27 protein-coding genes are annotated in these 21782 nt (G+C 40.6%); 3 read left to right on the forward strand and 24 right to left on the reverse strand.

Features of this window, described 5'->3' with window-relative positions:
- The 13 genes from ACPBEH_RS03300 to ACPBEH_RS03360 all read right to left on the reverse strand — a co-directional run bounded on the left by ACPBEH_RS03300 (nt 1) and on the right by ACPBEH_RS03360 (nt 12116).
- Nucleotides 1-285 (reverse strand): YggT family protein, encoded by a 285-nt coding sequence (locus ACPBEH_RS03300; protein WP_233993430.1) that lies wholly within the window; start codon nt 283-285, stop codon nt 1-3.
- Nucleotides 286-720 carry a cell division protein SepF gene (locus tag ACPBEH_RS03305; protein ID WP_424349722.1) on the reverse strand — a complete coding sequence of 145 codons (435 nt, stop codon included), beginning with the start codon at nt 718-720 and terminating at the stop codon, nt 286-288.
- A 15-nt stretch (nt 721-735) separates the two neighbouring features.
- A complete protein-coding gene (gene ftsZ, locus ACPBEH_RS03310; RefSeq protein ID WP_424349723.1) occupies nt 736-1977 on the reverse strand; it encodes a cell division protein FtsZ in 1242 nt (413 codons plus the stop codon).
- Between the two features lie 27 nt (nt 1978-2004).
- On the reverse strand, nt 2005-3315 hold the full coding sequence (gene ftsA / locus ACPBEH_RS03315) for a cell division protein FtsA (RefSeq protein WP_424349724.1): 1311 nt from the start codon (nt 3313-3315) through the stop codon (nt 2005-2007).
- A gap of 129 nt (nt 3316-3444) precedes the next feature.
- Complete coding sequence (locus ACPBEH_RS03320) at nt 3445-4305, reverse strand: cell division protein FtsQ/DivIB (protein WP_424349725.1); 861 nt, start codon at nt 4303-4305, stop codon at nt 3445-3447.
- A gap of 21 nt (nt 4306-4326) precedes the next feature.
- The gene (gene murG, locus ACPBEH_RS03325) at nt 4327-5427 is read right to left on the reverse strand and encodes an undecaprenyldiphospho-muramoylpentapeptide beta-N-acetylglucosaminyltransferase (RefSeq protein WP_016264912.1); all 1101 of its coding nucleotides are present in this window, start codon (nt 5425-5427) and stop codon (nt 4327-4329) included.
- 15 nt (nt 5428-5442) lie between these two features.
- Entirely contained in the window at nt 5443-6807 is a 1365-nt protein-coding gene (murD, locus tag ACPBEH_RS03330; protein WP_424349726.1) for a UDP-N-acetylmuramoyl-L-alanine--D-glutamate ligase, read from the reverse strand.
- 15 nt (nt 6808-6822) lie between these two features.
- Nucleotides 6823-7785: a phospho-N-acetylmuramoyl-pentapeptide-transferase gene (gene mraY, locus ACPBEH_RS03335; RefSeq protein ID WP_424349727.1), complete on the reverse strand. Its 963-nt coding sequence runs from the start codon at nt 7783-7785 to the stop codon at nt 6823-6825.
- Nucleotides 7786-7817: 32 nt separating this feature from the next.
- Complete coding sequence (locus ACPBEH_RS03340; RefSeq protein ID WP_424349728.1) at nt 7818-9956, reverse strand: penicillin-binding transpeptidase domain-containing protein; 2139 nt, start codon at nt 9954-9956, stop codon at nt 7818-7820.
- A complete protein-coding gene (ftsL, locus tag ACPBEH_RS03345) occupies nt 9953-10327 on the reverse strand; it encodes a cell division protein FtsL (protein WP_424349729.1) in 375 nt (124 codons plus the stop codon). The genes ACPBEH_RS03340 and ftsL overlap by 4 nt, the downstream gene beginning before the upstream one ends.
- A gap of 11 nt (nt 10328-10338) precedes the next feature.
- Nucleotides 10339-11295, reverse strand: a complete 957-nt coding sequence (rsmH, locus tag ACPBEH_RS03350) for a 16S rRNA (cytosine(1402)-N(4))-methyltransferase RsmH (RefSeq protein ID WP_424349730.1) — start codon at nt 11293-11295, stop codon at nt 10339-10341.
- Nucleotides 11296-11309: 14 nt separating this feature from the next.
- Nucleotides 11310-11741, reverse strand: coding sequence for a division/cell wall cluster transcriptional repressor MraZ (gene mraZ / locus ACPBEH_RS03355; protein WP_011374449.1), 432 nt, complete (start codon nt 11739-11741; stop codon nt 11310-11312).
- Between the two features lie 252 nt (nt 11742-11993).
- On the reverse strand, nt 11994-12116 hold the full coding sequence (locus tag ACPBEH_RS03360) for a DUF4044 domain-containing protein (RefSeq protein ID WP_011374448.1): 123 nt from the start codon (nt 12114-12116) through the stop codon (nt 11994-11996).
- A 127-nt stretch (nt 12117-12243) separates the two neighbouring features.
- Between ACPBEH_RS03360 and ACPBEH_RS03365 the strand changes: the two genes are divergently transcribed.
- Nucleotides 12244-12600 carry a DUF3397 domain-containing protein gene (locus tag ACPBEH_RS03365; protein WP_424349731.1) on the forward strand — a complete coding sequence of 119 codons (357 nt, stop codon included), beginning with the start codon at nt 12244-12246 and terminating at the stop codon, nt 12598-12600.
- A gap of 37 nt (nt 12601-12637) precedes the next feature.
- Here the strand turns inward: ACPBEH_RS03365 and ACPBEH_RS03370 are convergent, their stop codons facing one another.
- From ACPBEH_RS03370 to ACPBEH_RS03415, 10 genes are all read right to left on the reverse strand, one after another.
- Nucleotides 12638-13264, reverse strand: coding sequence for an HAD-IA family hydrolase (locus ACPBEH_RS03370; RefSeq protein WP_424349732.1), 627 nt, complete (start codon nt 13262-13264; stop codon nt 12638-12640).
- Nucleotides 13264-13710: a D-aminoacyl-tRNA deacylase gene (dtd, locus tag ACPBEH_RS03375; RefSeq protein ID WP_424349733.1), complete on the reverse strand. Its 447-nt coding sequence runs from the start codon at nt 13708-13710 to the stop codon at nt 13264-13266. The genes ACPBEH_RS03370 and dtd overlap by 1 nt, the downstream gene beginning before the upstream one ends.
- A 12-nt stretch (nt 13711-13722) precedes the next feature.
- Nucleotides 13723-15954: a RelA/SpoT family protein gene (locus ACPBEH_RS03380; RefSeq protein ID WP_011374444.1), complete on the reverse strand. Its 2232-nt coding sequence runs from the start codon at nt 15952-15954 to the stop codon at nt 13723-13725.
- A gap of 80 nt (nt 15955-16034) precedes the next feature.
- A complete protein-coding gene (locus tag ACPBEH_RS03385) occupies nt 16035-16379 on the reverse strand; it encodes a hypothetical protein (protein ID WP_011374443.1) in 345 nt (114 codons plus the stop codon).
- A gap of 39 nt (nt 16380-16418) precedes the next feature.
- On the reverse strand, nt 16419-17174 hold the full coding sequence (locus ACPBEH_RS03390; RefSeq protein ID WP_424349734.1) for a 16S rRNA (uracil(1498)-N(3))-methyltransferase: 756 nt from the start codon (nt 17172-17174) through the stop codon (nt 16419-16421).
- An 11-nt stretch (nt 17175-17185) separates the two neighbouring features.
- On the reverse strand, nt 17186-18088 hold the full coding sequence (prmA, locus tag ACPBEH_RS03395) for a 50S ribosomal protein L11 methyltransferase (RefSeq protein ID WP_112206430.1): 903 nt from the start codon (nt 18086-18088) through the stop codon (nt 17186-17188).
- 63 nt (nt 18089-18151) lie between these two features.
- On the reverse strand, nt 18152-18676 hold the full coding sequence (locus ACPBEH_RS03400; RefSeq protein WP_011374440.1) for a DUF3013 family protein: 525 nt from the start codon (nt 18674-18676) through the stop codon (nt 18152-18154).
- Between the two features lie 143 nt (nt 18677-18819).
- Nucleotides 18820-19206: a hypothetical protein gene (locus ACPBEH_RS03405; RefSeq protein ID WP_011374439.1), complete on the reverse strand. Its 387-nt coding sequence runs from the start codon at nt 19204-19206 to the stop codon at nt 18820-18822.
- Nucleotides 19207-19238: 32 nt separating this feature from the next.
- Nucleotides 19239-19685: a hypothetical protein gene (locus tag ACPBEH_RS03410; protein WP_096585117.1), complete on the reverse strand. Its 447-nt coding sequence runs from the start codon at nt 19683-19685 to the stop codon at nt 19239-19241.
- A gap of 100 nt (nt 19686-19785) precedes the next feature.
- The gene (locus tag ACPBEH_RS03415) at nt 19786-19950 is read right to left on the reverse strand and encodes a hypothetical protein (protein ID WP_424349735.1); all 165 of its coding nucleotides are present in this window, start codon (nt 19948-19950) and stop codon (nt 19786-19788) included.
- A gap of 122 nt (nt 19951-20072) precedes the next feature.
- Here ACPBEH_RS03415 and ybaK point away from each other — a divergent pair, with 122 nt between their 5' ends.
- Complete coding sequence (gene ybaK, locus ACPBEH_RS03420; RefSeq protein WP_424349736.1) at nt 20073-20579, forward strand: Cys-tRNA(Pro) deacylase; 507 nt, start codon at nt 20073-20075, stop codon at nt 20577-20579.
- A 77-nt stretch (nt 20580-20656) separates the two neighbouring features.
- Here the strand turns inward: ybaK and ACPBEH_RS03425 are convergent, their stop codons facing one another.
- Nucleotides 20657-20899: a hypothetical protein gene (locus tag ACPBEH_RS03425; RefSeq protein ID WP_096585122.1), complete on the reverse strand. Its 243-nt coding sequence runs from the start codon at nt 20897-20899 to the stop codon at nt 20657-20659.
- 283 nt (nt 20900-21182) lie between these two features.
- Between ACPBEH_RS03425 and ACPBEH_RS03430 the strand changes: the two genes are divergently transcribed.
- Nucleotides 21183-21764 (forward strand): SHOCT domain-containing protein, encoded by a 582-nt coding sequence (locus tag ACPBEH_RS03430; protein ID WP_424349737.1) that lies wholly within the window; start codon nt 21183-21185, stop codon nt 21762-21764.
- Nucleotides 21765-21782: the final 18 nt, after the last annotated feature.

Genomic DNA, 21782 nt, shown 5'->3' on the forward strand with positions numbered 1-21782 from the left:
TTAGTAATACCCCGTGACTAACAATTGAATAATCGTTCCTAAGCCGCGTTCAACTAAATACAAGACAAAGCCAGCAATGATGGCAGAAAAACCAATACCACCAATTGCTGGTATGATCCGATCAAAAACGCCTAAGAAAGGCTCAACTAATCTCGCGAGTAACTGACCTAATTTAGAGTCCATCGCACCTGGAATCCAAGTTAATAGACAATAAATAAAGATGATGCCCACATAAATCCTTGTCGCTTGCATTAAGAACATTAATAAATAGATTACAAATTGCACTTAGTTCACCTCAGAATCAAAATCATTTTGATCGATAATATCCGATAAGTTACCATCAATTTCATAGTTTGGTGGTGTGCATAAAAAGATTTGTTCACCGACCCGTTGGATTTCGCCATTAATTGCGAAAACGGTCCCGGTCAGAAAGTCGATTATGCGTGACGCTTGTGCACCCTCAATTCTCGTAAAATTAACGATAACAGCCTTATTTTCGAGTAAATGCTTACCGACTTTTTTAGCATCGGAGTAAATACGTGGTTCGCAAAGTACGATTTTATTCATCTTAGCATTGCCTGCGGCGGTCATTGAAATAATATTATCCGGACGTGATGTTGGACTGACTTCATCAGTTGTATTGGTTCCTTGCAGATCAGTCGAATAATCATCATCTTCTGTCATGCCGAAAAAATTACTGAAACTAAATTTACCAGCCATCAGTCATCCTCCTAATTATTTACGACGTCGTTTAAAAAATGGGGGTACATCATTGTTATCTTGTTTTGTATCCACAGCATCGTTGTCTACTTGCGCTGTCCGTTTGAAGATGTCGAAATCTTTCTTTTCAACTTCATCAAATTTTTCAGTTGCTTTCGCTTGTTCGCGTGGATTAGGTTCCCGACGCATGTCCCAATTGCCGAAAGGATCGTCATTAGTCGTTTGTTTAGGTGTACTAGGTTGTGCAGGTTGACTAGTTGTTGTTTGAGCAGCTTCTGGACGTTTTGGTGTTTTACCATCGTTATCAATCCCGGTTGCAATGACAGTTACGACAACTTCGTCCCCAAGGTTTTCATTGATTGATGTCCCAAAGATTAAGTTGACTTCACTTGTTGCAGCTTGTTGAACGATACCAGCAGCATCTTGTGCTTCAAATAATGACAAGTCTGGGCCACCAGTGATGTTTAAGAGGACTTGTTCTGCGCCATCGATTGAAACTTCCAATAATGGTGATGAAATAGCCTTCTTCGTTGCTTCTGCTGTCCGGTTTTCACCAGTAGCTGAACCAATCCCCATCAAGGCAGAACCTTGGTTTGCCATTACTGTTTTAACATCAGCAAAATCCAAGTTGACATAACCAGGTGATGTGATTAAGTCTGAAATCCCTTGAACCCCTTGACGTAAAACATTATCAGCTTCATGGAAAGCTTCTAACATTGGTGTCTTCTTATCAACAATTTCAAGTAAACGGTTATTAGCAATAATGACTAATGTATCAACGTGTTGTTTTAATTCAGCAATCCCTGAAGCAGCATTTTTGCCACGTTTAGGACCTTCGAATGTAAACGGACGTGTCACAACACCAACCGTTAATGCGCCTAAGTCTTTAGCGACTTTAGCAACAACTGGGGCTGCACCGGTACCAGTACCGCCACCCATACCGCCAGTAACGAAGATTAAATCAGCGCCTTTTAAGGCTTCTGCCAAAACTTCTTCACTTTCTTCGGCAGCTTTTTGACCAATATCAGGTGTTGAACCTGCCCCTAAACCGCGTGTTAATTTAGGTCCTAATTGGATTTTTGTTTCTGCTTTTGAATCTTCAAGCGCTTGTACATCAGTATTAGCCGCGATAAAATGAACGCCTTTTACGCCTTCATCGATCATTCGGTTAACGGCATTGCCACCAGCACCGCCGACACCAATTACTTTAATCACTGCGCCATTGTTTTCTTGTTCCGCATCTAATGAATATTCCATATGCTTTTCCTCCTGTAACGACTAGCCCTATTCAAAAAAGTTACTAAAGAAACTTTTTAGGCCTTCGAATGTATGCTTTGATTCAGTTTTATGTTTCTTTTGTGGTGCTTCTTTAGGTGTCGCTTGAGTCTTAGCAGTTGACTTCGTTACTGTTTGACGTGCTTCAAATTGCTCGACATTGCCAAGCGCACTTTGAACCAGCCAATCCACTTCCGTCAAGTTAGCTATGTAGTTAATTAAACTTAACCCTTGCGCAAACGAAGGATGACGTAATCCCATTTGATCTGGAATGTAGAGTTTAACAGGACAATTGAAAACTTCCTGTGCTAAATCAACAATTCCAGGTAAAGCTGTCACACCGCCGGTCATGACAATTCCGCCCGGCATATCGAACGCATTGACTTTATCCAAGGCCGTCTTAAGACGATCAAAGATTTGCATCATGCGTGCTTCGATAATTTCAGCTAGTTTCTTCTCAGTGATTTGAATGGGCGCTGTTTGACCCACGACTTCGATTGGAATTTGTTCTTCCTCTGAAGCGACTAGTGAATCAGCATTCCCATAATCACGTTTGGCTTTTTCTGCATTCTCAATTGATGTATTTAAGACCACTGAAATATCTTTGGTGATGTGGTCGCCACCTTCTTGGTCAATTGCAGTAAATTTTAATTGATGATCATGAATAACTGCAGCGGTACTTTGACCACCACCTAGATCAACAATAATTGCGCCAAAATCTTGTTCCCCATCTGATAACGCTAATTTACCTAATGCTAATGGATTAACGACCAGTTGTGAGAGTTCAAGTCCTGCTTTTTCAATACATTTCTTTAAGTTATGAATCATCGTCTTAGGCGCTGTGAATAAAATCCCTGACATTTCAAGACGGACACCCATCATCCCGCGAGGATCTTTAATCCCGTCAAAACCATCTACCGTAAATTGCATTGGTAGCACTGTTAAGATTTCACGTTCTGGGGGTAAGTTCCGCACTAAAGCGGCACTGGCAACATCTTGCACATCTTGACTTGTTATTTCTTTTGATTGGTCAGAAACGGCAATCATGCCTTGACATTCTTCAATCTGTAATAAATTGGCTGGAATGCCTGCGACAACTTGTGTAATTTCAATATTTGCTTTTTGCTCTGCTTGTTGAACGGCTTGTTGAATAGCGGAAACTGCTTGATCAATATCGACAATTGTGCCGCGACTCAACCCATTAGATCTTGCCGACCCAACACCGATCACGTTTAATTGTTTATTCATTGATTCTGCAACAATAACTTTAATTGAAGTAGTTCCAACATCAAGCCCAACATATATTTTTGAATTCTCCATTAAATATGTGGAACCTCCTTGCATTCAATTAGAATAAAATGATTCCTATGCTAAATAGTACCACATTTCGACTAGGTTTAGAAAGCCTTAGAATGTTATTTGAAGCCCGTTAACTAATTATTTAAGCGATTACGACTTCGATTGCTTAAATAATTTTGAATACGCACCCACTTCAAGGTCAATTTTACCCTTGCCATCCATTTGTTTCACCAATACAGGATAATATTTAATCTTTTTGGCTAACGTTCTTAAATCGCCAATTACTTCGTTACCATCATTCATATATAAGTGAACTTGATAAGGATTATCGTTTTGTGCCGTTAAACGAATCTCGGAAACCGCACTTTGAATGCTATCAGGAATATCATTATAGAGTTTAAGACCCAGTTTCAAATAACGATCATTTTTAAAATGGCTATAAACCGGACTATTCCCTAATGACTGAGTCATTTTCGTTTTCAAAATAGTGCCGTTTTCTAAAATTGGGTAATACTGCTTATGCTTAAACATATACCCCACTGTCTTATACTCTGAAACATTGATTGCAACGTGATTCATTTGGCTCACTTGCAAGCTAACCTGTTTAATCTTAGGTAATTTCGTTTGAATATTATTCTTAGCTTTCGTGTGGTGCATTAATTGCCACAACACATTATCGCCAAGCTGAATCCCACTTGCATTAATGACCTGTTGATCGGGTACCGACTTTGTGCCGTTAACGGCTAACTGTTGAATATCACTTTTTGTTGAAATGAAATAAGTTGCAGTCAAACTCCCTAAAGTAAAAATCCCTAGAATGACTACTAGTTGCCATCTAATCTTTTTACCACGTTGTTTTTTGAGCTGTGGTAGTTGATTGGTAATTGTTGGGCGCCCTGGTTTTAAACGTTGTCGACGCTGTCGTTTCCACCGCTTAATCTGATAGGCGCGCCACACCTTTAATAACTGTAGCGGATCATGTGACCCGAGCTGCTTTTTATTATTTTTCAAGTCACACGCTTCTTTCTACAATTAAATAATCGTTTCAATGACCTCAATAATCCGGTCTGATGCATCCGGAATACCACTCTTCTTAGCGGCTTTAGCCATTGCATGTTGTTTTTCTGGTGTTTCAAATAATGTATCTAGTGCTTTGACAAGACTATCACCCGTCAATTCTGATTCCGGAATTAAAATAGCGGCGTCTTCTTTCACTAAACTTTGCGCATTTTTAGTTTGATGGTCATTTGTCACGTATGGACTAGGAATTAAAATAGATGGAATCCCTAATGCCGTAATTTCAGCAAGACTAGTGGCACCAGCCCGGCCGACAATTGCCTTCAAGTCAGGTAAAACTTCTGGCATATTGCTAATGTAAGGCACGAACGCCAAATTACTATTTAAAGTAGTATTGGCTAAAGCTGCTTGTACATTTTCGTAATGGACTTGACCAGAAACGAATAGGACTTGATAGTCACGTTCGTTTAAAAGTGGCACCGCATCAATAAACGCCTTATTGATACTTGGAGCGCCCCGGCTACCACCAAAAATCATAACAGTTGGACTATCCGTTTTTAAACCAAATTCGCTTAGACGTTCATTTGGGACCATTCCGGCCACTTGTTGGGCCCGAGGATTCCCTGTTAAAACGACTTTGTGCATTGGAAATTGGTCGCTAACAGATTCAAAAGAAATCGCCACTTTATCAACAAACCGCGCTAAGAATTTATTCGTCACACCGGCTGCTGAATTTTGTTCATGAATAATCGTTGGTACTTTTAAACGACTTGCGGCGTATAAAAGTGACCCTGATACATAACCACCGGTCCCAATGACAACATCTGGTTTGAATTCTTTAATCATTTTTTTAGCGGACTTAATACTGCTCATGAATAATTCGATTGTTTTAAGGTTAGTTTTAATCCCATTAAGATTCATTGAGCGTTTAAACCCTTGAATCTCAAGTGTTTTAAAATCAATGCCCTGATCAGGCACGATTTTACTTTCTAAACCACGTTCTGTTCCGACATATAATACGGCATCTAACAAACCACGTTGTTTTAGACGTTCAATTAAGGCTAGTGCTGGGTAAATGTGGCCACCTGTGCCACCGCCAGATATCATTACTCTCATTATTAAATCTCCAATTTATTCTGTAATTTGTTCAACCGCATCAATGTAGACATCGCCGCGTTCTTCAAACGTTTTGAATTGATCCCAACTGGCACAAGCAGGTGATAATAAAATCACATCACCCTCTTGACTTGCCGCATAAGCTGCGGGTACCGCTTCGGTTAGTTGATCGACAATTTCAATCGTTTCAATTCCGGCTTCTTTGGCCGTTTGTGCCAACAATTGCTTTGTTTCACCATAAAGGATAATCGCCTTGACATGGGCTTTCAATAAAGCAGTTAATGGTTCAAACGTAAAGCCGCGATCAAGGCCCCCAGCAATGAGAACGATGGGTTGTTTGAAACTCTTCAAGGCAACCTCTGTCGCTTCCATATTTGTGGCTTTTGAATCGTTATAGAAACGACGGCCTGCGAATTCTTTAACGAATTGCATCCGGTGTTTAACACCTGTAAAGGTCGTTAGAACTTCAATAATCGCTTCGTTTGATTGGCCCATTAACTTAGCTGCTGCAAGTGCTGCTAAGGCATTTTCAACATTGTGATCGCCAGGTACATTAATATCTGCGACCGGCATGATGACTTCACCTTTAAAACATAGTTGACCATCTTTGACGTAAGCCCCTTCTTCAGAAGCGCCTAATCTAGAAAATGGCACCACTTGCGCTTTAGTTTGTTGGCTTAAAGTTCTTAATTCTGGTAAGTCCCAGTTCACAACAAAGTAATCAGTAGCTGTTTGGTTTTGGACAATTCGCATCTTGGCTTGCACGTAATTTTCACGTGAACCGTGATAATCGAGATGTGCCTCGTAGATATTGGTTAAGACCGCTACCTTGGGTTTAACCGTTGTTGTACCCATCAATTGAAAACTTGATAACTCAGTCACCATTGTATCTTGAGCCGTTGCTTTTTGAGCGACCTCACTCAACGGAATCCCAATGTTGCCAGCAGCATAAGCATGTCCTTGTGCGCGTTGATAATTCAACATTAAGGCGATTAAAGTCGTCGTGGTTGTTTTACCGTTTGAGCCAGTCACACTCACCCAGTCAGCTTCAGAAACTTCATAAGCCAATTCAGGTTCCGTTAAGACCGGAATTTCACGTTTAATCGCTTCTGCTACCATTGGATTATCATAACGAATCCCTGGGTTTTTAAAGAGGTAATGGAACCCTTCTTCAAATAAAGCAACTGGATGACTCCCCGTAATAACAGTTGCACCAAGCGCCCGTAATTCAGCGACTGCTGGTGTCCCCTCTTGATCTTGGCCGTCGTTAACAGTAACTTTTGCGCCTAATTGTAATAATAGTTTAGCAGCGTTGACGCCACTTTTACCTAGTCCTAATACTAAAACAGATTGATTTTGATATGTTGCGATGGTTCTCATCGAATTCGCCCTCTTCTAAAAAATTAACAGATAAATTGCTGAACAGATAATGCTGAATACCCAGAAACTAATATCAATACGCCATTCGCTCCAACCAGACATTTCAAAGTGATGGTGGATGGGACTCATTTTAAAGATACGTTTATGGAATAGTTTGAATGAAGCAACTTGGAGCATCACACTGGCCGTTTCAATGACATAAACAAGGCCAATTAATAATAGTGAGAATTCACGGTGTAAGAGAATTGACATGGCTGCCAACGCCCCTCCAAGGGCTAATGAACCAACATCACCCATGAAAATTTGAGCTGGCTTATGATTAAAGATTAAGAAGCCAATCAAGCCCCCAATAATTGTTAAGCCAAAAATCGCAACATCGATTTGATTTTGTCTAAAAGCAATAATCGTATAAGTTGCAAATGACACGATTGCCAAACCAGCAACCAGGCCATCAATCCCATCCGCTAAATTAACTGCGTTTGAAAATCCAACCAACCACACGATGACGAATAAACTAAAGAACCAACTGCTAGAAATTGTACCGATTAACGGTATGTTCAGTGCATGACTGAAACCTTCGTGGAAATAAACCGCTAAGAAAACCGCGCCACCCAAGATTTGACCAGCTAATTTTTGCCAAGCCCGCAAACCAAGGTTTTGTTTTTTGAAAACTTTGATAAAGTCATCTGAAAAACCAAGTAAGCCATATAGTACTAGGATGAATAACGCAATCCATAAGCTATTAGTCAATTGTTTCAACCAAATAGCGACCCAGATACTAGAAATTACTGCTGCAACGATGAACACCAACCCACCCATCGTTGGTGTACCGTTTTTCTTAGCGTGCCACTTAGGACCTTCATCACGAATTGTTTGTCCCTCTTTTTTAAACCGTAAATAACCGATGAACAACGGCATAAAAATCACCGTGATCACAAACCCACTCATTAGGGGTATTAAAAATTGTCCCGTTAACATGATATAAACTCCTTTAATCCACTCTTATTTGACTATTTTAATTGTACCTTAATTTGCTTGACGCCGTCTAACAAACTATTAACCGCTAGACTCTGATGATAAGCATAACCACTGCCCTTGATATCAACATCGATCCCCGTTAACTGTGCTAGTTTTAATAAATCGTTTTTTGACCAGCCATTAACATCTGGCATCGTCATGGCCCCGTTGGTCATCAATAAGACCCGTTGGTTCGGTAAAATGACACTACCGGCTTTTGGTAATTGTTGCACGACAAGGTTCCCACTACCTACCAATGTTGTCTTTAGGTTTTGCGCTTCTAATTTCTTTTGCGCATCTTTTGTTGATTGACTCAAGACCGAAGCCACTTTAACTTGTTGTTGTTTATCTTTTTCGGCTTCCTTCGTATACTCTAGCGCCCGTTTCATCATTGGATTAAAGACTTGCGATAAAATGGTTTCCGCACTATCCGTCATATTGCCCGGTTGCTTCATTGTAATATATAAAATATATTTAGGATCATCTGCCGGTGCAATCCCCGATACTGAGAAGATATAGTTGCTTGCACCGGTTAAATAGCCACCGTTAGGATCCGTAATTTGCGCCGTCCCGGTTTTAGCCGCGATTTTATAGCCCGGAATCTGGTAAACCTGACCTGTCCCATAGTCTTTATAAACCACGTCTTCCATATTTTGCATGACTTTCTTAGCCGTGCTAGCTTTGATTGGTTTACCGGCTTTAATCGGTGTGATTTGGTGTTCCTGACCAACGCCTGCCAAAATTTGCGGTTTAATCATGGTCCCGTTGTTGGCAATGGCACTTGTCATCTGCAACATCTGCATGACATTGACGTTAATCCCTTGCCCAAACGAAGTCGTCGCCTGATCAAGTGGTCGTTCGTATTGCAAGGTTCCGGCCGTCTCACCTGGTAATTCGATACCCGTTTTTTTGAGGAAACCAAACTTTTCAATATAGGACTTCCAAGTCTTGGCACCCATTTCCTGTTCTAATTTGACCATCCCAACATTACTTGAGCGGGCAAACGCTTGGTTGAGCGGAATCATCCCCCAACCAGCTGTTTCCCAATCACTAATCTTCTTACCACTGACCAACACAGAACCAGATTTATAGTATTGATCTGGATTATAGTGACCTGAATCAATCGCAGCTGACAGTGTCGCAATCTTCAAAACAGAACCCGGTTCATAACCATCTTCAACTAAGGTATCGCGCCAAACATCGCCGATGCCTTTTTTAGTACTTGCATTAAAAGTTGGTCGTTGTGAAGCCGCTAAAATTTCACCGGTCTTAGCGTTCATTAAAACGGCGTTCATGCTAGCTGGTTGATATTTCTTATTAACTTTACTCAACAGACTTTCTAGATAGGATTGCATCCGTGAATCTAGTGTTAAATACACATCTTGGCCGTTCTTAGCGGCTTTGACTTTGTTTTTGTTCTGATTAATCGAATAGCCATACGAATCCTTCGTCAAATTCTTATAGCCATCTTGACCCGTTAATTGTTCGTTGAAATACTTCTCAACCCCCATGACGCCCACTAAATCTTGACTACCACTATCTTCTGAGCCCTTAGGGGTTTGTGCAATCCCTACAACGTGCGATGCAAAAGTCCCATTAGGATACAAGCGTGTTGGTGATTCTTTAAAGTAAATCCCCGTTAAATTTTGTTTTTCAATTTTCCGTTTAATGCTGAGTGATAGATTCTGCCCAGCACTCCCAAATTCAACTTGATAGACTGCCTTATTCTTAGGCGTCAATTGCTTATAAATATTAGCTTCACTCATTGGGAGATACTTGCTGAGCGCCTTTGCTGTCTTCTTCTTATCTGCTACGTATAACGGTTTTTTGTCCGCAGTCACATAATCATGACTCAAAACGGCGTAAACAGAATAGGCGTTGGTATCTTGTGCTAAAACATTGCCCGATGAATCATAGATTGTACCGCGTTGTGCCCGAATCACGGAGTCGCCTTCGTATTTCTTGTTCGATCGTTTGGTTAAATCGACACCCGCAATATGCCCGGTTGCGGCGATGTAAGCAAAACGACCCATGAAAATCAGAAAAATCGCCGCGATAATCAGCAATAAAACTTCGCCAAATATGCGTCGATTCTGTCGTGGACTCCTATGTGTCCTAAATAAATTTCTCATTTAGCCACATTCCGAATATTGTTTTCGTTTAATTTCAGATTATTTTTCTTAGCAAAGGCATCTAAACGGTCGGAGCTTGTTAATTCCCCGATTTCTTGTTTTAAATCATTATTTTTAGCACGTGTTTGACTCATATCTTGGGTAGTGTTTTCTAATGTGCGTTGCGCATTAACTACCGCGATTTTAGTCGAGAGTAAGCTCACTAACATTACAAAAAAAGCAATCCCGATTACGGTGACGGCTAATTTTTCAAGTGTTGAATAAGCTACTTTTTGAGTTGTTTGTTGCGCTGATTGACGAGCAGGTTCTTGAACCTGGCTCGGAATACTTTCTGGGGTCGTTAGTTGGCGAGCTGCATTGGTTGCCATCATAATCATTCCTTCTAGTCTATTTCTTTTTGTTTTTCAGCTACTCTTAACTTAGCACTGTGTGCCCGGTGGTTAACCTCTAACTCGTCTTCTGTTGGTAGGATTGGTTTACGATTAACCAGTTTTAAAACGGTTTTTTCAGTGCCCGGCATAATCGGTAATCCCTTAGGAATATCTGGTAATGTCGCTTGTTCCTTAAACATTGTTTTGACTAAGCGGTCTTCCAATGATTGGAACGTAATGATGCTAATTCGACCACCCACTTTAACCAATGGAATGGCTTGTTCGACTGAATCTTCAATGGCGCCTAATTCATCATTAACCGCAATTCGGATCGCTTGGAAAATCCGTTTAGCTGGATGGCCCCCCGTCCGTCTTGCCGGTGCCGGGATTGCTTCTTTAATTAAATCTGCTAATTGGATTGTTGTTTCAATCGGTGCAATTTCTCTTTGTTGTTCAATTTTACGTGCGACTTGTTTTGAAAATTTTTCTTCGCCATATCTGAAGAAAATCTTAATTAATTGTTGGTAAGACCATTCGTTAACGACTGTATACGCTGTTAACTCGGCGCCTTGATCCATGCGCATATCGAGTGGCGCTTCTTTTTTATAACTGAAGCCGCGTTGAGCATCGTCAAACTGTGGTGATGAAACACCCAAATCATATAAAATACCATCAATCTTAGTAATACCTTGTTCAGCGAGTGCCGTTTTCAGAAATCGAAAATTACTCTTAATAAATGTCACTTGGCCTGCATCCGCATACTTCGCTAACCGTTGACGACTACTTTCAAGTGCGTGGTCGTCTTGGTCAAATGAATAAAGATGTCCGGTTGTTAATTGTGACAATAAGTATTCACTATGACCACCACCACCTAGTGTTGCATCAACGTAAATCCCATCTGGCTGAACATTTAAGGCATCAACCGTTTCTTTTAATAAAACACTTTGATGTTTAAATGTTTCTGTCATATTGTTACCATCCTTTAAAAATCAAAATCTAACATATTTTCAGCAATGTCATCAAAATTTTCTTCAGCTTCTTCACTAAAGCTCGCCCATTTTTCTTGGCTCCAAATTTCGATTCGATTGGAAACCCCAATCAGCACACATTCCTTTTCTAAAGAAGCGTGGGTTGATAATGCTTGGGGAATCATAATGCGGCCCTGTTTATCCGGGGTACATTGCACCGCAGCTGAGTAGAAAAAACGCACAAAAGCACGTGCATCTTTTTTAGCGAGTGGCAGTTGTTTTAATTTCTCTTCCAACTGTTCCCATTCGCTGAGTGGGTAACCGAAGATACAATTGTCCATACCACGGGTCAACACGAATTCGGTTCCTAATGCTTCGCGGAACTTGGCTGGTACAATCAATCGGTTCTTCGTGTCGATTGTGTGATGAAATTCACCCATGAACATATACTTCACCCCTTTACCCACCTCAACTCATTTTAGTCTACCATAATCCCCCACTTTCTACCACATTTTGACTAAAAAAAACCAAAATCTTATCTTTTAGGATTTATTCCCACTAACCCACTAGCCATAACCATTTTGCACCTTAATGGCACCGGCCATTAACGACCTTTCGCTCATTAATGAACAATCATTAATCCGGTACAACAAAAAAGGCCTAGGGCAAAATACCCTAGACCAATCATTTAATTAATTTTAGAAGTTTAAGACGCCAGTTGCTGCCAATGAGCCAAAAATAACAGAGCCTACTGTGGCGATTAACATAACCCAAACAAAAATCTTGGTTATCCGACTAAAAGTACTTGTTTGTTTCTTCAACGATTCCACCACCTAGTCTTTTTTCTTATCAGCAGTTTACACCGAATCAATGCAAAGTGCAACTTAGTCCTTTTTATCTTTTCAGAAAGACGGTACAATGGGGATATTAACTTTCGAGGTGATTTAAATGCCATTTACGGCTACGTTATTTTTTATCCTACTACCGCTAATTTGCCTAGCCATCGGTTACGGCTTAAATCTTGCATTGCAACGCTTTTTCAAAAAACAACTTCACGTTATCGACTGGCTACCCGTGCCATTTTTAATAAGTGCCATCGCGCTTAGCCAACCATTCTTTAACAAAGCTGGTTGGTATTTCTGCTTGGTCATCTGCGTATGGGGCATCATTTGGAGTCTAACGCGGTTTTATTACGACCATGCCCTTTATCCCCGCAAATTTTTCAAAAGCTGGTGGCGTTACGTCTTATTAATGTCAGGCGCTTGGTACCTCGCCTTTCTCGTTATCGCATTAATTGTAAAATAAAAGTCGCACGCCAAATTGGCATGCGACTTTTTTGATATCATTTATTAAAATAATCAATCAGCATCGATAAATCAGTAATCGTGACTGTTGGTTGGACCGCAATTGGCAAGCGGTCGACATCAAAATAGACCGTTTGAAGCCCAGCGTTAATCCCCGCTTCAATGTCCAATGCCCGATCACCAATCATGACCGTCTTTGCTTTATCTAGTTGATAACGATCACAGAGATAATTCAAACTATCTGGTGCCGGTTTACGTGCAAACCCATTTTGGCTGGTGACAATCTCCGTAAAATACTGGTCAAGATGATGTTCAGCTAAATATTTTTGAGCCGCCGTATCACGATGCGTCATCAAAAAGTTACGTCCAGTCTGACTAACCCGTTCTAAAATAGCCGCTGCACCCGGATAAGGTTGCGGTGCAATTTGCGTTTTCGCTTCGAGTTGATGATATTGTTGGTCTAATGTCGCAAATGCAGTCCCTGTTTGATTGGCTAATGCTTGTAATACTTTTTTTATCGACGTTTGTTTAATCGCCTTGTACAAAGCATCCTGATCAACTGGTACTCGTTGTTGCTGATAAACCGCAACGAGCGCTTTTAACATTACTGGATAGGTATCATAGAGTGTCCCATCAAAGTCCCAAATCGCATTTTGATAGGCCATTAATTATCCCTCGTATCGAATAAAATCGTCACCGGTCCGTCGTTGACGAGAGCAACTTGCATATCCGCACCAAATTCGCCTGTTTCAACAGCGATGCCGGTAGCCGCTAATTTTTGATTAAATAAGTTGTACATTTTTTGCGCATAGTCCGGTTGCCCCGCGTCTGTAAAACTAGGCCGGTTCCCCTTCTTGGTTGAGGCATATAACGTAAATTGTGACACTGATAAAATAGCGCCATTAACTTGACCCAATGCTAAATTCATTTTCCCTGCTTCATCTTCAAAAACCCGCAATTGGCTAATTTTTTTGACGAGGTAATCTAAATCGGCCTCTGTATCGTCATCACAAATCCCAACTAATAATAAAAAGCCCCTGTTAATTTGACCGACGACTTGTTCTTCAATTGTGACACTTGCTTGGCTGACACGTTGTAAAACTACTTTCATGATTAACGACTCCTATCCTTGCACTCGTTTAACTTCGTAAACATCTGGAATGTTCTTTACCGCATCCATAATCCGCTCAAGATGGTCAATATTGCGAATCCCAACAGTGACATGAATATCGGCCATTTTATCATGGTCAATCCGCCCCATGACATTGTTGAGCTGTTTGCTATGCGCATTCAACACTTGTAAGACATCGTTTAATAACCCGCCACGATTGTAACCGTAAACTTCTAAGTTGGCATCGTAGAGTTGATCGTGTTTAGCGGACGTATTTTCCCAGCTGACTTCCGTTAGTCGACTGTTCATATCGGCACGATCGACGATATTTGGACAATCACGACGATGGACTGAAACACCACGCCCTTTTGTTACGTAACCAACAATATCATCGCCAGGCACTGGATTACAGCACTTACTTAAGCGCACCAACACATTATCGACACCTTCGATAATAACACCATCTTCGTGTTTAATCGTAATGTGACTGCCAGCGGCCTTTTGACCTGGTTTTTGAGAATCCTTAGCCGATAAAATCTCAGCTTCTAATGCTTTTTGTTCATTCTCTTCTTTTTCACGACGTTCCTTGAGCGTTAATCGGTTCAAGACCGCTTGTGCTGAGATTTCACCAAAACCAACGGCTGCGAATAATTCTTCTTCTGAATTAAAGTTAAAGTGTGGCAAAATGACCGCCAAGCTGTCCTTATTCAGATGGGTCTTCACAGTATGACCTTGTTCCAACAATAAATGTTCAATTGCCGTCCGGCCTTTTTCAACATTTTCGTCACGATCTTCTTTTTTAAAGTACCGTTTCACTTTATTACGAGCACGGGCTGTGAAAGCTAGCTTAATCCAATCTCGACTTGGTGTCGCACTGGTTGATGTTAGCATTTCGACAATATCACCGTTACGCAACTGGTAATTTAAGGGGACGATTTTGCCGTTAATTTTGGCACCGACTGCGTGATTACCCACTTCCGTATGCACGAGGTAAGCAAAATCAATTGGCACCGAGCCTTTTGGTAACTCGTAAACATCGCCTCGAGGGGTAAAGACGTAGACGCGGTCGCTAAAGATATCACCTTTGACACTTTCCATAAATTCCGAGGCATCATCTGAGGCATCTTGAATTTCTAGAATTTCACGGAATAAATCTAACTTACGACCTGATTCATCAATCTTAATTTGTTCCTTAACGCCTTCTTTATAAGCCCAATGTGCTGCAACCCCATATTCAGCAACGTTATGCATTTCTTGGGTCCGGATTTGCACTTCAAGCGGTTTGCCTTTAGGACCAATCACCGTGGTATGAATCGATTGATACATATTCGCTTTAGGCATTGCAATATAGTCTTTAAAACGACCTGGCATTGGTTTCCATTTAGTATGGATGGCGCCTAAAACAGCGTAACAATCCTTAATCGAGTCAACTACCACCCGAATTGCGAGTAAGTCATAGAGTTCTTCGAATTGCTTGTGTTGATCGCGCATCTTGCGGTAAATCGAATATAAATGTTTAGGGCGACCGTAAATTTCATAGTTCATGTCCAAATCGGCAACCGAATCCTTAATGTCTTCAATCGCTTCTTGAATATAAGCTTCACGTTGTGTCCGCTTAGAATTCATCAAATGAACAATCCGATAGTATTGTTGTGGGTTAAGATAGCGTAGCGAAATATCTTCTAGTTCCCACTTAATCTTACTAATCCCTAAACGATCAGCTAATGGCGCATAAATTTCCAACGTTTCATTAGCAATTCGCCGTTGTTTTTCGGGTTTCAAATGCTTTAACGTGCGCATATTATGCAGACGATCGGCTAGTTTTACCATAATGACCCGTAAATCCTTGGCCATCGCTAACAACATCTTCCGATGATTTTCAGCGAGTTGTTCTTGATGCGATTTATACTTAATTTTCCCTAATTTCGTCACACCATCAACGATGACTGCCACATCTTGGCCAAACATCTCTTGCACATCACCTAAGGTAATATTGGTATCTTCAACGACGTCATGCAAATAGCCCGACGCAACTGTCGCCGGATCCATCTTCAATTCTGCTAAAATACCTGCGACTTGAATCGGATGAATAATGTACGGTTCACCTGATTGCCGCGCCTGTTCCTTATGCACATACGCCGCAAAATCATATGCCTTTTGCACGAAAGCAAGATGCTCAGCATTCATGTATTTCTGACATAGCTGGATCACTTCTTGCTGTGAAATTACTTTTTCTTCTGACATCTTGCCCAACTCCAATTCCGACTCTACTAAAATTTGTTTTTTAAACAACAAAACTGACTCAACAGTTTGTCGAGTCAGTTCTATTTGCGACGTTCGTACGCAGTATTAATACCCAAGTAACTTAATAGGAAGTAGATTGGGACAAACCAATAATTATAATCTGCGAAGCGGACAACAACCATTAAGGCAAATAAAACTGGCAGATAAAAAATATTATACCAAGGGGCGTGTGTTTTCTGAATGCGATAGCCGATGAAAAAGGCCGCGCAGCCATTAATTGCCATAAACAACAACCCAATGCGCCACGTTTTACTAATTGATAACCAACCGAAAACGAGTGGCAATACAACGGCAAGGAGTAGCGCTACTAAGAAGTAACGGACCCAAACTTGCTTTAAAAAGCGATTATTTTTAATTTTATCCATTGTGAAGCCCCTCTATAAAAATTATTATTACCTATCATACTATAAAGTACTCAATTCTGTCACATATGAAATTGCGCTTAGCAGATATAGCGGTGCTGTTTCGGCCCGTAAAATTCGTGGTCCTAAACCAGCCAACAAGAAACCCGCTGCTTGTAAGGCTTCAATTTCCTTTGGTGCAATGCCACCTTCTGGCCCAAAAACACAGATTAAACTTTGTCCTGATTGCGCCGCTTGTAAACTTTGAACCAATTGGCCGTGTTCACCAGCCTTGGCTGATTCTTCGTACGCCACTAATTTAATGTCCGCTGATTCTTCAGCAATTGCCGTTAAACTCGCACGCCATTCAATCACCGGCACATGGGTTCTGTGCGCTTGTTCAGCCGCTTCTTGGGCAATCTTTTGCAGACGTGCTAGTTTCTTCGCTTGCTTTTTAGCATCCCAACGCGCTACTGAAAATTGACTATTACAAAAGATAAAGCGATGTGCGCCTAATTGCGTCCCCTTTTGAACGATCCAATCGGTCTTATCACCTTTAGACAGGCCACAAACAACCGTCGTTTCAATCGGCAGCTCAACATTCGTTTCCAAAGCTGATTCAACTGTCACAGTCGCTTGCTTTTGCGTTGCATCCGCCGCTTGTAGTTGTGCGATAAAAGCTAATTCCTCTGGCGTTACGATTTCAATCTGATCGCCAACTTGCATCCGCATCACCTTGAGCATATGGTGCGCCGTCTCACCGGTTAATTGCAATGATTGACCAACCGTCACTGTTTCTTCAATAAAATACCGTTGCATTCATTTGACCTCTAATCTTCGTCCGTCTTTAGCCGCGTAATTAAACCGACCCAATCACCCATATGAAGGCTTTCTTCAACCATTAAACCGTTAGCGCTCAATGTTTCGCGAATGACCGCTTCTTTTTCAGTGATAATCCCAGCCAATAATAAGTGTCCGCCTTCTTTTAATAAGGCCGGCACTTGTGGAATCAGGGGCACTAAGACCACTGGTAACATGTTAGCGACAATTACGTCAGCCGCCCCAGTAATCCCGTGTAATAAATCGTTTGGCTTTGCAATAATGCCTTTTGTAACGGGGTTCAAATCGAAATTAGCCACCGCAGCGTCCACTGCGACTTGATCTACATCGTACGCGCGAATATCTTGAACACCTAAATGAGCTGCCGCAATACTCAAAACACCAGAACCTGTCCCAACGTCGATCAATTGTTCACCGCCGCGTAAAACCATTTCTAACATTTGTACTGAAAGATGCGTCGTAGGATGCGTCCCAGTACCAAAAGCCATCCCTGGGTCCATTCGAATTAAAGCTTCTCGTTCATCTGTTGGTTGATAATCCGTCCAACTGGGCACAACCGTTAAGAAACGCGTTAAACGGGTTGGTTGGTAATACTTTTTCCATGCAGTTGCCCAATCATCATCGGCCACTTGCTGTAGATTAACACTGCCTTCACCAATTGCTAAGCCAAATTCCGTGAGTTGTAACACGCGTTGACGAATCAACGGTAACTTTTCAGGGACAAAAACCGTTTCTGGGAAAAAGGCACTAACTGCTGCCACATCTCCGACTAAAGTATCGTTAATTGAGGCGTCTTCGATTTGGATACCCTCGGCGCCAGCTTCGGTTAAAATATTTGCGATTGCTTCAACTGCTTCATTAACAGTTGCAACTGTGACTTTCGTCCATTCCATGTATTCTGCTCCTTAATGATTAAAACAGGCCAAAAGAATTTGACCTGTCGTTGAAATCTATTCTTAGTATTTAGGGTAAGTGTAGTATTTTTTAGCTAAGTCATCACTGGCTTGGGCAACGGTTGCTTGGAAAACCGTGTCATCCCAGTCCAAGATAAATGTCTCGTCATCTGATTCATCGTTTACAAAGGCAGCTAAGCGGTCTTCGCCGTCATCTAATAGATCTTGGAGATAATTGAAAACACCACGCCCGACTTGGGCATTCAAACCTTGGCGGCCAGAAAACGGAATGACAGCTAAATAGTTATCAGCATATTCAAAACCGTCGATTTTGCTTTCATCGAAGAATAAAATTGCATCTTCATAACTAATTTCGTCTGATTCGTTTAATTCACCGTTTTGATCTTCAACAGCCAATTCTTGGCTCTTCGTCACATTTAACGTGAATTCTAATTCAATCGCCCGTGATTGTTTATCCCAGTTGATGTTGATATCACCGCTAAATTGTAAATCATCTAATTCTGCTTCAAAAAATTCTAACATGTTTTTTTCGACCATTATTGTCACCGTATCCTTTAATTTGTTCATTCATCGGCTATCCATAACAGCCGAACACCTGCTAATATCATACCTGATTACGCAATGAATCTAAAGCACTTATCATCTGAAATACAAAAAAAGCCGTGACAATTGTCTTCGGCTTAATCAATTTCTGATTGAAACACTATATTTTAGTCGGCCTTTTTTTGGCCCCAATAATTAATATCCATTGTATTAGCATCATAGCGGTGAAATTCAATGCCTAAATCTTCAAGCGAGTGACTCATAACCCGCCCGTATAAACGCATATCAGCTTCTTCCGTATTATCTGCTGGTCGAATCGCGTGCATTAAAATAAACTTCGCCATTTCTTCTTGAACCGATGGGATGATTTCTGACAACGGATCAAAGACCATCGTTACAAACCGAATCTCGTTGCTATCACCATCTTGTGTGAGTGAAACAAGTGGAAACCCGCCGAAATTCTGCCGCTGTCCTAAATAGGCTAGTAACTGATCAATCTGTTCTTTGGTAAAGCCTGATTTATAAAAAAGAAAATGCCAAGTCTGTCTATTCATAATGTCACCTGCTCAAATTTAAATTACCTTTATTATGCCATATCAGCGGTTGAAAAACTAACCTTAGAAATCGCATGTAAAACTGTGTTAATTTCTTCACGTTGTGCTTCTTGATCATGGCGTGCCGCTAAAACTTGCGCATAAACTTCTTTAGAGGGTCCTTCAAAAGAATGCACCATTGTTTCTGTCGCATCAACGTAGTGTTCAAGTGCCGTAATTAATTGCTGATTAATCGTGACAAACGCAGTTGGTGGTTGCACCGCAGCGACTTGGGTAACAAATGCCCGCAGGACCGTTAAATTCTGGTCAACATAATGATCCAGGGTCGCTAGCGTTTCACCGACTGTGCATCTTCCTAAAATAATATTCCTACAAGTTTGCGTACATTCGAAAAACACCGTTTCGAATACAACGAATCTTTCGAGCAGTTGGTTCACCTGAACCACATAGCTTACAGCCGGTATTGTCTTGGTTGTCATCGATATTCGCTCCTTTAATTTTTCAATTAGTCAATAATTGACTTAAGTATAGATTATCAAAATAATTGAAATTTATTAAAGAATAAGCTCATACGAATCACTATTTTTTGTGAATTGGCTGCTGATATGGTTTGGTTAGCCCCGAAAAGGCCACCCGAATCTTCTGATAATGCGCATCGTCATCCCTTGCTTGACTAACTAATTGCGTAAAATCATGTGCTTGAACGCCTCTTACTGTTTCTTGCCGTTTTCTAAACCATTTCATCACAATCAACTCCTTATTTAAAGTCATTATACCCCTATTCAACATTAATGGCGGTCCTTAAATTTACATTTTTAACAAATTGCCGTAAACTAACTATAATCACTAAAGGAGTGGCATCTATTTTGGGTAAAAAGAAAAAACAAGGACAACTCGCAAAGACCCTTGTCGAAAAAATATTAGACAAACAAAAGGTCGCCTATACACAATTTGAGTTTCCAACACACGAAGAACATCATGTCGCACAAATGCAAGTCGATCACTTGGATATCGATGAACACCTCATCTATAAAACACTCGTACTTTCGGGCAAACAAACCGGTCCGATTGTCGGTGTCGTTCCAATCGATTGTCATTTAGACGAAAAGAAACTCAGTAAAATTTCCGGCAACAAAAAAATCGCGATGGTCCCTTTAAAGGACCTCGTGGCAACAACCGGGTACGAACATGGCGCCAATACGCCCGTTGGTATTTGGGAAAAAGCACATTTTCCAATCTATATTGACCAACAAGCCGAAAAAGAACCTTTAATCTTTGTTTCATCAGGTAAAATTGGTCGCTCAATCCAGATTAACCCCCAAGATTTAGGCCGGGTGGTCTCAGGCACTTTCGCAGATATTAGCGAAGACTAAAAAAGACATCGATTCGCCAATGCAATCACTAGTAGTAGTGGTTTAACATTGCGAAACGATGTCTTTTTTTAGTTATCTTAATCTAAATAGCCTGCCAAATTGTGATTAGAAACAATCACCTTGTCCTTCATTAAGCTTGGCGTCTTCACAATATTGTGAATGACCGTTTGTGGGGTCACACCCGCTTGCGCTAAAGTTGTTAGTGCATCGGATTTTACCACTACCTTCTTAATCGACTGACGTAGTTTGATCGTTGCGACATATTGTCCTTCATCTTGCGCTTCGGTAATCTCGTATTTCCCATAAAAATGTTTATTCACGGTCACTCATCTCCTTGTAAAAAGGATAACATAATTAATCATTTTATACAAATTACTAATTGTACAATAAGGTGGAGCTATGTGAAAGGAGAACGATTACATACAACCCTATATTTGGATTCTATTTTTAATCACAATATTTCTTCTGTATGATTAAATGATTTTTATAACAAGTTTTGATATACTAATTAACAATGTGAAAAAGTAACTTTATCAACCATTATTGTTAGGTCCAAATACTGATGACTCTAAAAGCCGTACATATTAAAGGAAGTAATCAGGTATGCGTGAAGTATATAAAGCAGCATCTATTGCTGAACATAAACGTTCTTTAGGTTTTTCAGACCGTGTTGACAATCTAGCTCTTCTTGAAAAAATATCAACTTCAAGTACATTATTTGGTCCAATGGCTTCTATGATATCCAAAGATAAGTATCTTTTGAGTAGCTTTGAACCTAATGGGATTTTGTTCATGGGGTACAACTCAGTTTCAGGAAACTTTACAGGGAATGATTATCTCCTCCCTATCAGCGATTTCTCAACTGTAACTTTCAAAAAAAGTAAACTAATTGCAGGACGTCTCTTGTTCAACGCTGAAAAAATGTCCATTACTGATACTCATGGCACCACGTCTGATTATATCTATTCCTTCTACTACGCAGGAACAGATTGGATAAAAGGAGCTAAGGATAAAGTACATGAAATTGCAGCATCTTATCCTAAATTAGCTCAAAAGAATACATCCTCTAGTGGTAACAACACTAATTCCATTCAGGATTTACGTGAACTTAAAGCTTTGTTGGATGACGGTGTTTTAACTCAAGAAGAATTCGATGCTAAAAAGAAACAAATTCTAAATCTGTAACATTTGATTATTAAAAAT

Origin of the sequence: Latilactobacillus parasakei, assembly GCF_049674265.1 — a bacterium.
GTDB classification, from domain to species: domain Bacteria; phylum Bacillota; class Bacilli; order Lactobacillales; family Lactobacillaceae; genus Latilactobacillus; species Latilactobacillus sakei.

Bases quoted from the DNA above. Each gene is read 5' to 3' on its own strand.
- ACPBEH_RS03305 (WP_424349722.1), bottom strand. From the start codon at position 720: ATGGCTGGTAAATTTAGTTTCAGTAATTTTTTCGGCATGACAGAAGAT.
- ftsZ (WP_424349723.1), bottom strand. From the start codon at position 1,977: ATGGAATATTCATTAGATGCGGAACAAGAAAACAATGGCGCAGTGATT.
- ftsA (WP_424349724.1), bottom strand. From the start codon at position 3,315: ATGGAGAATTCAAAAATATATGTTGGGCTTGATGTTGGAACTACTTCA.
- murG (WP_016264912.1), bottom strand. From the start codon at position 5,427: ATGAGAGTAATGATATCTGGCGGTGGCACAGGTGGCCACATTTACCCA.
- murD (WP_424349726.1), bottom strand. From the start codon at position 6,807: ATGAGAACCATCGCAACATATCAAAATCAATCTGTTTTAGTATTAGGA.
- mraY (WP_424349727.1), bottom strand. From the start codon at position 7,785: ATGTTAACGGGACAATTTTTAATACCCCTAATGAGTGGGTTTGTGATC.
- ACPBEH_RS03340 (WP_424349728.1), bottom strand. From the start codon at position 9,956: ATGAGAAATTTATTTAGGACACATAGGAGTCCACGACAGAATCGACGC.
- ftsL (WP_424349729.1), bottom strand. From the start codon at position 10,327: ATGATGGCAACCAATGCAGCTCGCCAACTAACGACCCCAGAAAGTATT.
- rsmH (WP_424349730.1), bottom strand. From the start codon at position 11,295: ATGACAGAAACATTTAAACATCAAAGTGTTTTATTAAAAGAAACGGTT.
- mraZ (WP_011374449.1), bottom strand. From the start codon at position 11,741: ATGTTCATGGGTGAATTTCATCACACAATCGACACGAAGAACCGATTG.
- ACPBEH_RS03365 (WP_424349731.1), top strand. From the start codon at position 12,244: ATGCCATTTACGGCTACGTTATTTTTTATCCTACTACCGCTAATTTGC.
- ACPBEH_RS03370 (WP_424349732.1), bottom strand. From the start codon at position 13,264: ATGGCCTATCAAAATGCGATTTGGGACTTTGATGGGACACTCTATGAT.
- dtd (WP_424349733.1), bottom strand. From the start codon at position 13,710: ATGAAAGTAGTTTTACAACGTGTCAGCCAAGCAAGTGTCACAATTGAA.
- ACPBEH_RS03380 (WP_011374444.1), bottom strand. From the start codon at position 15,954: ATGTCAGAAGAAAAAGTAATTTCACAGCAAGAAGTGATCCAGCTATGT.
- ACPBEH_RS03385 (WP_011374443.1), bottom strand. From the start codon at position 16,379: ATGGATAAAATTAAAAATAATCGCTTTTTAAAGCAAGTTTGGGTCCGT.
- ACPBEH_RS03390 (WP_424349734.1), bottom strand. From the start codon at position 17,174: ATGCAACGGTATTTTATTGAAGAAACAGTGACGGTTGGTCAATCATTG.
- prmA (WP_112206430.1), bottom strand. From the start codon at position 18,088: ATGGAATGGACGAAAGTCACAGTTGCAACTGTTAATGAAGCAGTTGAA.
- ACPBEH_RS03400 (WP_011374440.1), bottom strand. From the start codon at position 18,676: ATGAACAAATTAAAGGATACGGTGACAATAATGGTCGAAAAAAACATG.
- ACPBEH_RS03405 (WP_011374439.1), bottom strand. From the start codon at position 19,206: ATGAATAGACAGACTTGGCATTTTCTTTTTTATAAATCAGGCTTTACC.
- ACPBEH_RS03410 (WP_096585117.1), bottom strand. From the start codon at position 19,685: ATGACAACCAAGACAATACCGGCTGTAAGCTATGTGGTTCAGGTGAAC.
- ACPBEH_RS03415 (WP_424349735.1), bottom strand. From the start codon at position 19,950: ATGAAATGGTTTAGAAAACGGCAAGAAACAGTAAGAGGCGTTCAAGCA.
- ACPBEH_RS03430 (WP_424349737.1), top strand. From the start codon at position 21,183: ATGCGTGAAGTATATAAAGCAGCATCTATTGCTGAACATAAACGTTCT.